The organism is Pseudofrankia sp. DC12 (assembly GCF_000966285.1).
Lineage (GTDB): Bacteria > Actinomycetota > Actinomycetes > Frankiales > Frankiaceae > Pseudofrankia.
Genome location: NZ_KQ031391.1, coordinates 6,548,274 through 6,563,431, shown reverse-complemented (window position 1 = coordinate 6,563,431; position 15,158 = coordinate 6,548,274). Strand labels below are relative to the sequence as shown.

Genomic DNA, 15,158 nt, shown 5'->3' with positions numbered 1-15,158 from the left:
TCAGCCAGCGATGTGCCGAGAGGCCAGCGTCTCACAGGAGACCGACCCATCATCGGGGCCGGACGGGGTAGGAAATCCCGCGTGGCAGGCGAGTCCGCCCCGCCGGCACCGGGTCTCGTCATGCCCACCGTTACCGAGTAGCTCTACCAGCCAGACCTGCTCTCGTCGCAGATCAGCTCTGGGCCGCGGCGGCGAAGGCGGCCAGCTCACGCGAGACGTCGGGCCCGGTCGGGTTGTAGATCACTTCCTGGAAGCCGGCGGACGCCAGGTGCCCAAGGTCGCGGGCGATACGCGCGGGGCCGCCGACCATGGTCCGGGTGTCGATGTGGTCGAGCAGGAGATGGTCGCGGTCGGTCAGGTGCGTGACGTGGCCCTCGAAGGTCACCAGGTGACGTTCTCCCTCGGGGGCCGCCGCCTCGAGGGCCTCGCGCCCGGCCCGGCCGCCGGGCAGCGCGTCGACGCGCTCGGCCCCGCCGTGGGCGTAGGCGCTGTGCCAGTCGACGACCTGCCACGGCCCGATCGCCTCGCGGGCCCGGGCCGAGCCCGGCTCCTCCCCCGGGTCGAGCACCGTCCCCGAGATGATCGTCGCGGTCGGCAGCGTCGGGTGCGGCGCGCCGATGATGCCGTCCGCCAGCTTCTCGGCCAGCGCGACGCCGCGCGGACCGAAGACGCTCAGCCACAGCGCGACGGCGATGGGCCGCGGGGCGGCCAGGTCGGGGCCGTGCAGCATGCGCACCGGCTTGCCGTCGACGACGGCCGTGTCACCGGCGAGCAGCTGACGCAGCGCCGTGAGGTACGCGGCGAGCGCGTCGATCGTCATCGGCCGTTGCCCGATCGTGAGCCGCGCGGTGTAGCCCGTGCCGAAGGCGGCCCGGAACCGGCCCGCCGAGATCCGGGCGACGGTCGTGATCCCGCTCGCCATCGCCATCACCGAGCGCTGCTGCGGGATCAGCACCGACGTCGCGAGGCCGATCCGGCTGGTCCGCGTCGCGGCGAGCGCGAGGTGGACGAACGGGTCCTCGTACAGCGCCGCCGAGTCGAAGACCCAGACCCGGGCGTAGCCGAGCTCCTCGGCGAGCACGGCGAGGCCGGCGAAGTCCGCCCCGGGGGCCAGGCCACAGGACAGTTCGAGCCCGCCGGACACGTCGCTCATGGCTGGGCTGCTCCCTACCGGCGGACGGGTGTAGCGGACGGGTCGTGGCGCCGGCCGGGACCGCGACTGCCTGGACCGCCGGTCCGGCCCGGCGGTCACGGTACGGACCGGCCGTCGGACCAGCAAGATATCCACGCCCGCAGGCGGCCAGGCCTCGGGCGGCCCGACCGCCTGGAGGCGGTTCGTCGTGATCAAAGTCGTGGTGCTGCTCAAGCGCAAGCAGGGGCTGACCCTGGCCGAGTTCATCGGCCACTACGAGACGGTCCGCGTCCCGCTCGCGACGAGGCTCTCGCTGATCATGTGGCAGCGAGATGGCAGGTTGTCGCCGCGTCCCGCCCGCGACGAGGCTCTCGACCCGGGCGCTGCGCTACGAGCGCCACTTCCTGCACCCGGTCCCGGACATGGTCGAGCCGGCCCGTCCGTGGAGCCGGAGTACGACGTCGTGACCGAGATCTGGTACGACGACCTGGCCGCCTTCGACGCCGACCAGCGGGACGCCCGCGCCCGCCCGGAGCGGGTCGCCGCCGTGATCGCCGACGAGAAGGTCCTGTTCGACCGGGCGAAGACCCGGCTCGCCCTCGCCGAGGACCGCGTCTCCGACCTCACCACGGGCTGATCCGGTTGGCTACGCTCGTCGTGTGATCGAGATCGGGAGCCGCCGGCGCAGCCAGCCCGCTCCCCCGCACGTCATCTTCGAGGCGCTGACCGAGCCCGACCGCGACCCGTGGCGGCCCTGGCTGATCCTGCTGGCCGACGAACAGCCCCCGCGCGTCGTCGCCTCGTCCTGGCCGCGCGAGCTGACCTGGTCGTCGCTGTGGCCGAAACGCCCCGACGCGACGATCCACTTCGACCTGCCACGCCGAACCACCGACGGCGGAACGGACCTGTGCTGGACCCTGTGGGCCGACGAGCCGCTCCCGGACGCCAGCACGATCGGCCACCTGCGCAAACGCCTGAACCAGCTGATCAACGCCAACCTGCGCTACTCCTTCGGCCACTAACATCACAGGTCAGGCCCCGGCCCGGGGGGACGGCCGTAGGCTGGTGCCAGTCATGGCGTGGGAGGCGTATCGCCGGGTGCTCGCCCGGCCAGGAGCCGGCCGGGTACTGGCGGTCGGCGCGCTGGTCCGGGTGGCGACGACGTCGATCTGGATCGTGCTGACGCTGCGGGTCGTACTACCGGGCCGCTCCGGCGGGCTCGGGCTGGGCTACACCGAGGCCGGGCTGGTGGCCGGGCTTGTCGCGGTCGGGACGGCCATCGGGTCGCCGTTCGTCGGCCGCGGCGTCGACAGGTTCGGCGCGCGGGCGGTCCTGCTGACGACGGCCGGCTTTCAGGCGGTCTTCTGGACTGTCGCCATCGTGCTGCCGTTCGCGGCGCTCGCGCCCTGTGCGTTCGCCGCCGGCCTGGTGTGCCTGCCGATCGTCCCGGTCGGCAGGCAGGCGCTCGCGGCGCTCGTCCCCGCGGCCGAGCGGCAGGCCGCCTTCGCGATGGACATGATGTCGTTCGACGTCGCGTATGCGCTCGGGCCGCTGCTCGGGGTCACGGTCGCGACCCAGGCAGGCTGCCGAGTCGCGCTCGGCCTCGTGGCTGTCCTGCTGGCGGCGGGTGGGGCCGTGCTCGGCGCCGTCGTCGGGCCGGCGCTGCCGCCCGCCCGGTTCCGGACCGCCGCCCTCGACGGCATCGAGACACCGGCCGGACCCGAGGCCGCCGACGAGGTCACCGACGGCCCCGGCGGCGTGACCGTCGGCAGCAGGCGGCGGGCGACCGGCTGGCTGCGTGCGAGACCGGTCGCGATGCTGCTGGTCGGGGCCGGGTCGACAGCGACCCTGGCCGGCACCGACGTGACGATGACGGCCAGCATGCGGTCGTTCGGCGTGCTGCCGCTGCTCGGCGTCGTCGCCTTCCTGTGGACGGTCGGCTCGATCACCGGTGGGCTCGTCTACGGCGCACTGCAGCGGCCCGTGCCTCCCGTGCTCCTGCTGGCGGGCCTGGCCGTACTCACCGTGCCGGTCGCGTTCGCGCCGTCCTGGGGCTGGTTGGCGGTGCTGCTCGTCGTCGCCGGCCTGTTCTGCGCGCCGGTGCTGTCCGCGGCCGCGGACCGGCTGATCCAGGTCACCCCGCAGGACGTCCGCGGCACCGTCCTCGGCGCCCATGCCTCCGCGCTCTCGGTCGGCAACTTCCTCGGCGCGGACGTCGCCGGCCTCGTCATCGACCGCGCCGGTCCGGCCCGGGGCTACCTGGCGGTCAGCATCGTCGGCGCCGCCCTCGCCGTGGCCGCCGTCGCCACCGACCCCCCGGCCCTGCTCACCGGCCGACGCGGCGGACCGCGTGCCGGCCTCCCCGTCCAGCCTCAGCCCGCGGAACTCGATCTCCCAGTCAACCGGGCGTGACCGCCACGGAACCTTCGTGGGTCGCCGTTCTGGCGGTCACCCGGTTGGTCTTCCGCCTTCCGCGCCCGCTGGAGGGCAGGAGACCGACCAGGCACCAGTCGTGGCGCGCGGCTCGGATGGCGACGGCCGTCGGCCGGTGGCGGGAAAGGTGGTGGGTGTGTCCGGTCCCGCCGTTGTGCCGACCGGCGCCCGGCGGCGAGCATGGAGTCATGACGACGACGCCCGGACCAGCCGCCCCGGTGGCCGACCAGCCGCGCTCGGTCGTGATCGTCATGCTGAACGACGTGCAGAGCCTGGACGTGGCCGGGCCGCTGGAGGTGCTCACCGCCGCCAGTCGGGCCGCGCGGCCCCACCCGGGGTACCGGGTGCTGACGGCGAGCCTCGACGGCCGGCCGGTCCGGTCGTCGTCGGGACTGGTCCTCACCCCGCACGCGGACCTGCGGGCGCTGCCCGGCCTGGACCGTGCCCGGCCGGGCACGGCGGCGCTGGACCTGCTGCTGGTCGCCGGCGGCAACGGCGCCCGGTCGGCGGACGCGGACCTGGTCGCCTGGGTGCGCAAGCTCGCGCCGCGGGCCCAGCGGGTCGCCTCGGTGTGCACCGGGGCGTTCGTGCTGGCCGAGGCGGGCCTGCTCGCTGGCCGGGCCGCGACCACCCACTGGGCCCACTGCGCCGAGTTCTCCCGGCGTTTCCCCGAGGTGCCGCTGCGCCCTGACGCGATCTTCGTCCGGGACGGGAACGTGCTGACATCCGGGGGCGTCACCGCGGGCGTCGACCTGACGCTCGCGCTCGTCGCGGAGGACCTCGGGCGGGACGTCGCGCTGACTGTCGCGCGCCACCTGCTGGTCGACCTGCGCCGGCCGGGTGGGCAGGCGCCGTTCGGGACCGGGCCGCCGCCCCGCCGCCAGCCGGCGGCGCACGCCGGGCCGCTGGCCGAGCTGCGTCAGTGGATCGACGACCACCCGGCCGCGGACCTGTCGGTGGCCGCGCTCGCGAGGCGGGTGAGCCTGTCCGAACGGCAGCTCACCCGGGCCTTCCAGACCGAGGCGGGCGCGCCGCCCGGCCGGTACGTCGACGAGGCCCGGCTGCGGGCGGCCTGCCGGCTGTTGGAGGAGACGTCCGACGGCGTCGAGAGCGTCGCGCGGCGCTGTGGGTACGGCTCCGCGGAGGCGATGCGCCGTGCCTTCGCTCGTTCGGTCGGCATTCCGCCGTCCGAGTACCGCCGCCGGTTCTGACCGGCTTTCCCGCTGGGCGCACCGCCCGGCTCATCCTGTCGCGCCGTCCTGTCGACGGCTGCTGGGAAGGACCACCATGCAGATCGCCATCCTGCTCTTCGAGGGGATCACCCCGCTCGACGCGGTCGGGCCGTACGAGGTGCTGCGCAGCCTGCCCGGCGCCGAGGTCGTCTTCGCCGGCCACCGGGTCGGCCCGATCCGCTCCGAGGGCGGCCGGCTGGGGCTGATCGTCGACGCGGAGCTCGCCGACGTCCCGCGGCCCGACGTCGTGCTGGTGCCCGGCGGGCCGGGGCAGGTCGCGCTGATGGACGACGAGCCGGTGCACGCCTGGCTGCGGGCCATCGACGCGACCAGCGTGTGGACGACGTCGGTGTGCACCGGGTCGCTGGTGCTGGCCGCCGCCGGGCTGCTCGCCGGGCGGCGGGCGACCTCCTACTGGCTGGCGCTCGACCAGCTCGGTGCCCTCGGCGCGGTCCCGACGGCCGGCCGGGTCGTCGTGGACGGCAAGTACATGACCGCCGCCGGGGTCTCCGCCGGCATCGACATGGCGCTCACCCTCGCCGCCCGGCTCGCCGGGGACACCGTCGCCCAGGCGCTCCAGCTCGGCGTCGAGTACGACCCGCACCCGCCGTTCGACGCGGGATCGCCGCGCACCGCGCCGCCCGAGGTCGTCGCGGCGCTGCGCGCCCGGAGCCGTTCCATCCTGTCGGGAACGGCCTGACCGGGTGGTTCAGACCTGGTCGGCCAGGTCGGGGCGGTAGACGACGAGCCTGCCGGCTCGCTCCCGTTTCGCCGCGTACATCGCGAGATCCGCCTGATGGAGAAGGGTGTCGGGATCCGGCGGACGGACGGCACTGTCGAGGGTGACCAGCCCGAGGCTGGCCCGTGGCACGTACGTCCGCCCGGCTAACTGGCAGGGCGCCTGCACCTCGGTCGCGAGACGCTCGGCGACCTGGCGCGGGCTGTCACCGCCGCTGCTGTCGAGGATGACGCCGAACTCGTCGCCGCCGAGACGGGCGACGGTGTCGGCGGCGCGGGTCGCGCCCCGCAGCCGCGCGGCGCTGATCCTCAGCAGCTCGTCGCCGGCGGCATGCCCGAACGCGTCGTTGACCCTCTTGAAGTGGTCGAGGTCCACGAACAGGACCGAGAGGGGGCTGTCCTGACCGGCCGGGACCCCGTCGCGGGCGCGCTCGGCGCAGGTGCCGACCGCGCGTTGCAGCCGCCTGGTGAACAGCGCCCGGTTCGCGAGGCCGGTCAGCGGATCGTGAAACGCCTGGTAGTGCAGCTGGCTCTCGCGTTCCCGGAGCGCGACGAGCAGCTGGGTGTTCTCCGAGATCGTGATCATCTGGCGGGCCAGGGCCAGCACCAGCAAGGACACCATGCCGTAGGCCTCGGCCCGGTCGAGCGACGCGCCCGTCGCGAGCTTGCCGAGAATCAGCAGACCGGCAGCGCAGAGCACCGCGTAGGGCAGCGCGGCGTGCACCCACATCGCGCGCGGGCGCGGCGGTGCCAGGCTGTCGAGGTCGACCGGGGCTGGCGTGGGCACCAGCGCGGCGAGGGCTACCAGCAGCAGGGACACGGTGAACGGGATGAGGCTCCAGGACGGGAGGTCCTCATGGCCGTAGGCGACCCGGTAGACGAACAAGCTGTTCGTCAGCGCATCGAGCAGTAGGCCCGAGCCCAGCAGGGCCAACGTCGCCGGTGACCGTGGCCGGCGGAAGCTCGCGATCAGGAGGACCGCCGCCGCGAGGGTCAGCGTGGCCACCTCCTGCAGCAGGATGGAACCGAACTCCACCTGGTTCGCCAGCCGCCCGCGCAGGACCTGGCCGATCCCGGCCCGCCATTCGAGCAGCACGAGCGAGCCGACGATCAGTAAGCAGTCCAGCACGATGACCGCATGCCAGCGGCGTGGGCCTCGCCCACGCCTGCTATCCCCTGGATAGGTGGGAAGGGACAGCAGTCCCGCCAGGCCCAGACCGTAGGAGACGATTAGGGACACGAAGAGCGACGGGGTTCGGGTGACGAAAGTGCCGCCGGCCAACAGCGTCATCAGGGTGATGACGTTGGCGCCGGCCAGACCGGCCGCCAGTACAGCGATGAACACCCGCCATCGGCGGTCGCCTGCGCCCGCGCGCCGCGCGCTCCACAGGCAGGCCACCACGGCGGCGATCTCGGCGGCGAGCGTCGCGAACATCGCGGCGAACAGCCCGGCCCGCGGGCTCAGCAGCTGCGTGCTGGCGACCGAGAGCCCGACAACCAGGACGCAGGCCAGCACCGCGCGAGAGAACAGCCGCGGCGGAGGCTCCGAACGAGCCAGCCGCAGCCAGCCTGGCGCAATGTCCCCGAACACGCGCAGCCTAGCCATCACCCCTCCCAGGCCAGCGTACCGTAGCCGTGTGGAGCCGGAACGTAACCCACACCGGCATGCCCCGCCGACGAGGCCCCACGCGTCATCATGCGGACCGCGAGATCGGTTGACGGCGCCGGGGGTGCCGGCAAGGCTGGCCGGCATGCCCAGGACCGAAGCGACCCGGCTGCCCGACCTGATGTCCCGTGACCGCGCCGAGCTCGACGCTCTGCTCGCGTCGGCCGTGCTGGGACATGTCGGGCTGGTCGACGAGGACGGGCACCCGGTGGTGATCCCGACCGCGGTGGTGCGCTGGGAGGACCGGCTGGTCATCCACGGGTCGACCGGGTCGCGGTGGATGCGCCGGATCGGCCTCGGCGCGCCCGTGTCGGTGTCGGTCGCCGCGATCGACGGGGTGATCGTGGCGCGGTCCGCGTTCGAGTCCGCGGTGATCTACCGTAGCGCCGTGTTCTTCGGGCGGTTCACCCCGTTGGAGGGCGCCCAGAAGGAGCGGGCGCTGGACGTCGTGACCGACCGGCTGCTGGCCGGGCGGGTCGCGGAGCTGCGCCGCCCGACTGCCCGGGAGCTCGCCGCGACCTCCCTGCTGGCGATGCCGATCGTCGACTGGTCGCTGCGCATCCTCGACGAGTTCGCCGCGGACCCGGCCGACGACGTCGCCGGCCCCGCCTGGGCCGGCCAGCTCCGGTTCGGGCCCCCGGCGGCGACGGTCGTCCCGGCGCCGGACCTGCGACCGGGAGTCCCGGTGCCGGCGTCGGTCACCTCGGTCACCGGGTTGCGCTGAGGGACCAGGGATCAGAGCGCGGCGGCCCACGCGTCGGTCGTAGTGACCTCCGCCTGGCGCGGGAGCACCTTCTCGGCCGGAGCCCCGGCGGCTGGGGAAGGGCGCCTTCAGGGCGTGGCGGACGGCGGCGTAGGGTGCGGGATCCGGGCTCTGATGTTCCTGTGCGAGTGGGGTGACGCGTGGCCATCCGTCCGGGTCGCCGGCTGCGGCCGCCGCCGGCCTTCCCCGCCGCCTACCAGTCGCGCCGGCGCCGCCCGTCCTGGTGGTCTCCCGTCGCGGCGTGGGCGGGCACGCACAGGGTCCTGACCGGCGTCGGTCTGACCGGGCTCGTCTGTATCGCCGTGGCCCTGGTCGCCGGCGGGTTCCTCGGCCATTCGTCGACGCCGTCCGCGCCGTCCGCGGCGGTCAGCGTGGCTCCCGCGGCCACGGGACCGTCGACTGACACCACCATCCTGGCGCCGATCGAGACGCCTCTCGATCTCGCCGCCACGGCGGCGGCCCCGGCGCCGACGACCACGACCAGCCGGCCGCGCGCCTCGACCGCCCCGCCGCGAGTCGTTCCGACCGCCGCGTCGCCGCGGCGCACCGCCGCTCCGGTCACCACCTCGCCCGTCCCGGCGACGACGAAGGCCACGCCGCCCACGCAGACCACGACTTCCCCAGCTGCCGTCTTCGTCCACGCGGGCGACGACTGCTCACAGGTCGGCGCCGTCGGCGTCTCGGAGCTCGGCACGCGCCTGGTCTGCGGTACCACGGTCACCAGCCCGACCCGCCCGCGCTGGCACAGCGACTGACCCAGGGCCCGGCCGGCCCGCCGGAGCCCAGATCGGGACGCGCCGGGCGCCTCTCGCGCTGGCACGGCGACTGGAGGCGAGCCCGAGCCGGATCGGGACGCGCTGGCGCCGCCCAGCGGTGATGCCGCGACGGGCGGCTGGCCGCCGGCCGCGCCGTCGTCACGCCTTGCCGGCGGCCTCCGTCGCGGCCTTGCCGATCGCGGCCAGGGTGGCGGTGGTGTAGGCGTCGACCATCTCCTTGGTGAGCCCGAGCCCGGTCAGCACCGCGGAGCCGTTCTCGAGGCTCTCCTGCTCCAGCAGCGCCAGCAGGATGTGCTCGGTGCCGATGTAGTTGTGGCCCAGTCGCAGCGCCTCGCGGAAGGTCAGCGTCAGGGCCTTCTTCGCGCGGGCGTCGAACGGGAGGAGCGCGGTCGCCGGCCGCGCGGCGGTCGCGGCCGGCAGCGCGGCCGCGGCGGCGGCGCGGACCGCGTCGAGTGTCAGTCCGGCCGCGACGATCGCCTTCGCCGCGAGCGCGTCCGGGTCGACGAGCAGGCCGAGGACCAGGTGCTCGGAGGTGATCTGGGCCCCGCCGGCGGCCGTCGCCGCGTTCTGCGCGGCCATCACGCAGTTGCGGGCGCGCGGGGTGTACCGGTTGAAGCCCTGGTTGGGGTCGAGGTCGCCGGGCTCGCCCGGGTCCTTGGGCACGAAGCGCTTCTGCGCCGCCTGCTTGCTGACGCCCATGCTGTGGCCGATGTCGGTCCAGGAGGCGCCGGAACGACGGGCCTGGTCGACGAAGTGGCCGATCAGGTGGTCGGCGACGTCGCCCAGGTGGTCGGCGGCGAGGACCGCGTCGGCGAGCTGGTCGAGCGGGTCTGGATGCACCTGCTTGATGGCGTCGATCAGGTCGTCGAGCCGCACCGGTGCCGTCATACGAGTGGGTTGCGTCATGCGTCAACCTTAGGTTGACGGCCACGGATCGTCAACCTGAAGTTGACGACTTGGGTGTCGTAAAGGACGGCCAGGGCGTACGGGATGGCCGGCCATAGCGGGTCGGCCATCGCGCTGGCTCAGCCTTCCGGCGATGGCCGGCCGCCTCGGGCCGGCCATCGCGCGGGGGCTCAGCCTTCCTGCGGGGTCAGCGCCGCCAGCTCCTGCTGCACGCGCTCCTCGTGCTCGGCCAGGTCCTCGCGCGCCTTGCGGGGGCTCCAGCGACCGGCCATCAGGAAGATGAACGGCAGGAAGATGATCTGGCCGGCGAAGCAGAGCCACCACCAGGTCCGCCACTGGTTCGGCGAGTCGTGCTGGGCCTTGAGCACCTTGGGCCCGTTCTCCTGGATGTAGGCGAGGTCGGCCTTCGGCACGGCCTTCAGCGCGAGCAGCCGCCTGATCGCCTCGTTGAGGTCGACGCCGGCGCCCTTCTGCACCTCGCCGGCCGCTTTCAGCCCGGCCGCGGTGTCGTTGGGGTTCTTGGTCAGCGCGGCCGACGTCGCCGGGTCGATGAGCTGGGCGGTGGCGATCTGCTGCGGGTACCGGGCCAGGATCGTCTGGACGGCGGGCCCCTTGTCGACCAGGACCGAGGTCGCGGTCTGCGTCACCGCGAGAATGGTCAGGACGACGGCGACGACCGTGCGCAGCACGCCGCCCCAGACCGCGAGGCCGGTCGCGGTGGCGGCCGGGTTGTGCCGCTCGACGGTCTCGGTGAACGACGCCATCCAGGTGGCGTAGCCGATCCCGCCGCCGGCCGAGATGATGACGAAGATGAGCGCGAACGTGTAGTAGCCGGTCGAGGCGTCATGCGCCTTGATCGCGAACAGCGCGATGCCGACAGCGGCGATCACTCCACCGAACACCATGAAGGGCTTGCGGACCTTCAGCCAGTCCGACACGATCCCCGCGATGATCAGCGCCAGCGCGTTCGTGATCCAGTACCAGTTGGCCAGGCTGTTCGCCCGGTTCAGCGAGTACCCGAAGTTCGTCGCGAAGTAGGTGACCATGAAGCCGACGGCCGTGTAGTAGAAGATCAGCGCCAGGCTGATCGCCAGCGCCGAGCCGATCACGTCTAGCTTCAGCATCTGGCGCCAGCTGCCTCGCAACGCCTGCTCCGGGTCGATACCGCGGGCCTTGGCCTCGACCAGCACCCGGTCGCGCATCGTGACCATGAGCTGGTCGCGCAGCCGGGGCGAGAGCTCCCGCAGCCCGATGAACGCGAGCACTCCGACGGCCAGCGCCGCGTAGCCGGAGTAGCGGATCTGCTGTTCCCAGTGGTTGCCGTGGAAGGTGTGGCTGGAGACCTCGGTGACGACGAGACTGCCGACCACGGGCCCGAGCGTCCAGAACCCCATCGCGGAGGCCCGGCCGAGCTGCGGAGAGTAGTCCCGGACCAGGGCCGGCGTCGCGACGAGGATGACGCCTTCCACCGCGCTGAGCGCCGCGAACAGGATCAGGTAGACGAGTTTGGTATTCGCGTTGGGCAGGCCGACGACCATCAGCGCGCCGGTCAGCAGGACGCCGTAGGCGACCAGGTTGGCCCGGCCCCAGCGGTCGGCGAGCCCGGCCGCGAGTGACGCGAGGGCGCCGGTCACGCCGCCGGCGACCGAGATGTACACGAAGTACGTGAACGACATGTCGTAGCGGTTGATGATCGACGTGGCGACCGCGCCCTGGATGTACAGCTCGTAGTACAGGACGATCGCCGTGAGGACCACGATCGCCAGGTAGAACGCGCGGGGCCCGGCGGCGGGATAGTGCGCGAGCTGCCGGCCCCAGAGGCCGCCCTTGACCCTGGGTAAGCCGTCGTCGGCGGACGGCTGGTCACTCCTGACCGAGGTGTCGCTGGACACTGGTGCTCCCTCTTATCGCGCGCGACGGCGGCGTCGCCAGTCCTGCGCAGGCCGGCTCGGGTCTTGCAGCTCGCGAATGTGACGAAGCGTACATTCATGCGCCGCTGGCAGGATCTACAATGCGCCGGCACCAGTCAAGTGATCGACGACTATTGCCGCTTCTTGCCGGTCCGGCGCGCCGGCGGCCCTCCGGGGGCGTCAAAAGCGACAAAAGCCGCACAAGCGCCTGGCCGGGACGCGCGAGGCAGCAAGGTCAGCGCGGGGCGAGGTCGCGGCAGGCCTGCATGGGGTCGCCGCCGTCGGCCCGCAGAACGTAGATCACGGGCACGGCCACGCCGTGCGCGACGTACCGGGCGAGGTGCTCGCGGCACGCCTCCGGCGGGCCGTGCACGATCAGCTCGTCGACGACGTGGTCCGGGATCGCGGCCAGCGCCCCGGCGCGGTCACCGGCGGCCCACAGCTTCCACATCGGCTCCAGCGCGTCACGACCGAGATCCTGGTGGAACGCCTTGTAGACGCCGACGTTCAGGTAGGCGGCGATCGCGCGGCGCCCGATCCGGCGGGCGACCTCGGCGTCCGCGGTGGGGACGACCATGAGCCGCGCGACGATCTCGCGCTGCGCCGCCGGGGTGTGCCCGGCCGGGGTGAGCACCGCCGGGGCGACCTGGGCGACGTCGGGCGCGGACAGCCAGTTGAGGATCGCGCCGTCCGCCTCCGCGCCGGCGAGCGCGAGCATCTTTCCGCGCAGCCCCGCGACGAGCAGCTTCGGCGGCGGGTCGGGGACGATGGCCGACCGGAAGCCGCGCACCGCGAACGTGTCGAACTGCTCGTCGACCCGCTCCCCGGCCAGCGCCTGGCGCAGGAACCGCAGGAGGTCCCTGGTCCGGGTCAGCGGCCGGGTGAAGGGGACGGCGTTCCAGCGTTCCACGATGACGTCGGAGGAGGACCCGAGCCCGAGCGAGAACCGTCCGGGGGCGGTCGCCGCCAGGGTCGCCGCGGTCTGGGCGAGCAGGGCCGGGCCGCGGGTGAACACCGGGGCGATCGCGATGCCGAGGTGCACCTGCGTGGTGACGGCGGCAGCGACCGCGAGCGGGGTGAACCCGTCCGCGTAGGTGCCCTCGCCCGACCACAGGTCGGTGTAGCCGAGGCCTTCCAGCTCCCGAGCGACCTCCGCCTGCCGGTGCAGCGGTATCCCTTCGACGGGAATCGTGATGCCCCAGCGGGTACTACCGGTCACGGGACCTCCGACCTTCCGGGAAGGGCCGACCACCAAGCCAGGCAGCCGCATTAAAGCAGCCGGCCGCGCGGGCGGTCAGATCTGGCCAGACGCGCGAAGCCGCGCTCCCGATCAGGCTTCCGGCGTCGCCGCCGCGGCGGCCGGCGAGGCGCGGGCGCGCAGCGGTGCCCGATCAGGAGTGCCGCGGCCACGGCGGCGAGAGCCCGGATGGCTGTCGTCACGGCGTTCTCGACTGCGAGACCTGGGCGTTCGTCCAGTGCGAGCTGGCGACGTCGCCCACGGAGATCGCGGCGATGACCGTCCCGCTGACGGCGGCTCCGATGGCGATGCTGACCTCCTGCGCGGCTCGGACGCGCGGCAGCGGACGCCGACGTCGTCCTCGACTACCTGTGGGGCCGGCCCACCGAGGCGGCGATGCCCGCGCTGCTGACCGCCCGCGCCGGCCGCTCCAGGCCGCTGGCCTGGGTCCAGACCGGCTCGGTGGCCGGGCCGGACATCACGCTGCCCTCCTACCTGCCGCCTCGGTCCCCGGCAGACGACATCGGTTGTCGGAACCCGCCCAGCACATCGCACTCGCGATGCGAACGTTGCTTTGTCCTGTACGTCGTGACACGCTGCCTCCAGGTTCGTCACGCGGTCGGAGCGGGCAGTGAGGCACGGCCACATGTGGGCCGCGCCCACCCGGGCCGGTCGTCGGCAGTGGCGAACGTGGCTCGGAGAGATCCGGAGCCGGATTCTCGCGGCGTAGTCCGACGCCGTCGTGTCGACCTCCCTCCCCGGCGGAGCTGTAGCCATGTCCTTAGTGCCACCGCGGACCTCGCCCGCAATCGTGAAGGACCGCCTGTTCGTCGGCGGAGAATGGGTCGCGCCGGCGGGAACCGGCACGATCGACGTGATCTCGCCGCACACGGAACAGCTCCTCGCGACCGTCCCCGAGGCGAACGGCGCCGACATCGACAGGGCCGTCGCCGCCGCCCGCGCGGCCTTCGACGACGGCCCGTGGCCGCGGGCCTCCCCGGCCGAGCGCGCGGTGGTGATCCGGGCGATCAGCACCGCGATCCAGGCGCGCGCCCAGGAGTTCGCCGACACGGTCACCGCCGAGATGGGCGCGCCGTCGACGTTCGCCCTGTTCGGCAACACCCTCGCCGCGGCCATGGTCCTCGACGGCTACGCCAGCATCCTCGACACGTTCCCGTTCGAGGAGGAGCGCCCGGGCCTGCTCGCGCCGGTCACGATCGTCAAGGCGCCGGTCGGCGTCTGCGCCGGCATCGTCCCGTGGAACGTGCCGCTCTTCCTGATCGCGATGAAGATCGGCGCGAGCCTCGCCTCCGGCTCGACGATGGTCATCAAGTCGGCGCCGGAGACCCCGCTGACCGGCTACCTGCTCGCCGAGGTTCTCGACTCCGTCGGGCTGCCGCCCGGCGTCATCAACGTCATCACCGCTGGCCGCGAGAACAGCGAGCTGCTGGTCCGCCACCCGGGGGTCGACAAGGTCTCCTTCACGGGCAGCACCGCGGTCGGCCGCCGGATCGGCGGGATCTGCGGCGAGCAGCTCAAGCGCTGCACCCTGGAGCTCGGCGGCAAGTCGGCGGCCATCATCCTCGACGACGCCGACGTGACGACCACGCTGCCCGCGCTGCTTCCGGCCGTCTTCATGAACACCGGCCAGGTCTGCGCCGCCCAGACCCGGGTCCTGGCCCCGCGCTCCCGCTACACCGAGATCGTCGACGGCCTGGCGGATCTCGTCGCCGGGACCAAGGTCGGCGACCCCGCGGACCCGGAGACCGTCGTCGGCCCGCTCGTCGCGGAACGCCAGCGCACCCGGGTCGAGGGCTACATCCACGCCGGCCTCGACGAGGGGGCCAAGCTGATCCGCGGCGGCGGGCGGCCCGCGCTCGACCGCGGCTGGTACGTCGAGCCGACCCTGTTCGCCGACGTCGACAACGGCATGCGGATCGCCCAGGAGGAGATCTTCGGCCCGGTCCTGTCGGTCATTCCCTACGACACCGACGACGACGCGGTCCGGATCGCGAACGACTCGGACTACGGCCTGTCCGGCTCGGTGTGGACCGGCGACCTCGACCGCGGGGCGGCCGTCGGCAGGCGGGTCCGCACCGGCCTCATCGCGATCAACTCGGGCACGGTCGTCGAGCTGAAGAACCCGTTCGGCGGGTTCAAGCAGTCCGGCATCGGCCGGGAGATGGGCGCGGAGGGCATCGCCGCCTACCTGGAGACGCAGACCCTGGTACACCCGCGGGGCTAGCCCGCCCCCGCGCAGCTAGCCGGCCCGCAGGGCCAGCGCGCTCGGGACGACCCGTCATCGAAGGCCGTCCCGAGCGAGCCCGCCTCGGCGCGAGCTGGGTCGACCGGCCCCCGAGCCGGC

The 15,158-nt window shown here is 73.4% G+C and carries 13 protein-coding genes; 8 read left to right on the top strand and 5 right to left on the bottom strand.

The genetic code is table 11. The features are described 5' to 3' along the window. Positions 1 to 172: 172 nt before the first annotated feature. A complete protein-coding gene (locus tag FRADC12_RS26590) occupies positions 173 to 1,153 on the bottom strand; it encodes an LLM class flavin-dependent oxidoreductase (protein ID WP_045878669.1) in 981 nt (326 codons plus the stop codon). 187 nt (positions 1,154 to 1,340) lie between these two features. On the opposite strand from FRADC12_RS26590, the gene FRADC12_RS26585 reads away from it, so the two are divergent. The 5 genes from FRADC12_RS26585 (at position 1,341) to FRADC12_RS26560 (ending at position 5,497) form a co-directional block, all read left to right on the top strand. After that, positions 1,341 to 1,769, top strand: coding sequence for an EthD domain-containing protein (locus tag FRADC12_RS26585; RefSeq protein WP_198153056.1), 429 nt, complete (start codon positions 1,341 to 1,343; stop codon positions 1,767 to 1,769). Positions 1,770 to 1,791: 22 nt separating this feature from the next. Further along, positions 1,792 to 2,154, top strand: coding sequence for a hypothetical protein (locus tag FRADC12_RS26580; RefSeq protein WP_045878667.1), 363 nt, complete (start codon positions 1,792 to 1,794; stop codon positions 2,152 to 2,154). 52 nt (positions 2,155 to 2,206) lie between these two features. Then, complete coding sequence (locus FRADC12_RS26575; protein ID WP_052711202.1) at positions 2,207 to 3,544, top strand: MFS transporter; 1,338 nt, start codon at positions 2,207 to 2,209, stop codon at positions 3,542 to 3,544. Between the two features lie 209 nt (positions 3,545 to 3,753). Continuing rightward, entirely contained in the window at positions 3,754 to 4,776 is a 1,023-nt protein-coding gene (locus tag FRADC12_RS26565) for a GlxA family transcriptional regulator (RefSeq protein ID WP_045878665.1), read from the top strand. 76 nt (positions 4,777 to 4,852) lie between these two features. Continuing rightward, entirely contained in the window at positions 4,853 to 5,497 is a 645-nt protein-coding gene (locus FRADC12_RS26560; protein ID WP_045878664.1) for a DJ-1/PfpI family protein, read from the top strand. Positions 5,498 to 5,506: 9 nt separating this feature from the next. On the opposite strand, the gene FRADC12_RS26555 is transcribed toward FRADC12_RS26560, so the two are convergent. Continuing rightward, positions 5,507 to 7,141: a GGDEF domain-containing protein gene (locus tag FRADC12_RS26555; RefSeq protein WP_045878663.1), complete on the bottom strand. Its 1,635-nt coding sequence runs from the start codon at positions 7,139 to 7,141 to the stop codon at positions 5,507 to 5,509. A gap of 145 nt (positions 7,142 to 7,286) precedes the next feature. On the opposite strand from FRADC12_RS26555, the gene FRADC12_RS26550 reads away from it, so the two are divergent. Together FRADC12_RS26550 and FRADC12_RS26545 are read left to right on the top strand one after the other, a co-directional pair. Then, positions 7,287 to 7,925, top strand: coding sequence for a pyridoxamine 5'-phosphate oxidase family protein (locus FRADC12_RS26550; RefSeq protein ID WP_045878662.1), 639 nt, complete (start codon positions 7,287 to 7,289; stop codon positions 7,923 to 7,925). Positions 7,926 to 8,104: 179 nt separating this feature from the next. Then, positions 8,105 to 8,719 (top strand): hypothetical protein, encoded by a 615-nt coding sequence (locus FRADC12_RS26545; RefSeq protein ID WP_045878661.1) that lies wholly within the window; start codon positions 8,105 to 8,107, stop codon positions 8,717 to 8,719. Between the two features lie 159 nt (positions 8,720 to 8,878). On the opposite strand, the gene FRADC12_RS26540 is transcribed toward FRADC12_RS26545, so the two are convergent. From FRADC12_RS26540 to FRADC12_RS26530, 3 genes are all read right to left on the bottom strand, one after another. Then, positions 8,879 to 9,646 carry a Clp protease N-terminal domain-containing protein gene (locus FRADC12_RS26540; RefSeq protein ID WP_045878660.1) on the bottom strand — a complete coding sequence of 256 codons (768 nt, stop codon included), beginning with the start codon at positions 9,644 to 9,646 and terminating at the stop codon, positions 8,879 to 8,881. Positions 9,647 to 9,816: 170 nt separating this feature from the next. After that, positions 9,817 to 11,538 (bottom strand): MFS transporter, encoded by a 1,722-nt coding sequence (locus FRADC12_RS26535; protein WP_045878659.1) that lies wholly within the window; start codon positions 11,536 to 11,538, stop codon positions 9,817 to 9,819. 253 nt (positions 11,539 to 11,791) lie between these two features. Continuing rightward, complete coding sequence (locus FRADC12_RS26530) at positions 11,792 to 12,775, bottom strand: LLM class F420-dependent oxidoreductase (protein WP_157489061.1); 984 nt, start codon at positions 12,773 to 12,775, stop codon at positions 11,792 to 11,794. A 793-nt stretch (positions 12,776 to 13,568) separates the two neighbouring features. Here FRADC12_RS26530 and FRADC12_RS26525 point away from each other — a divergent pair. Next, entirely contained in the window at positions 13,569 to 15,038 is a 1,470-nt protein-coding gene (locus tag FRADC12_RS26525; RefSeq protein WP_045878657.1) for an aldehyde dehydrogenase, read from the top strand. Positions 15,039 to 15,158 lie beyond the last annotated feature (120 nt).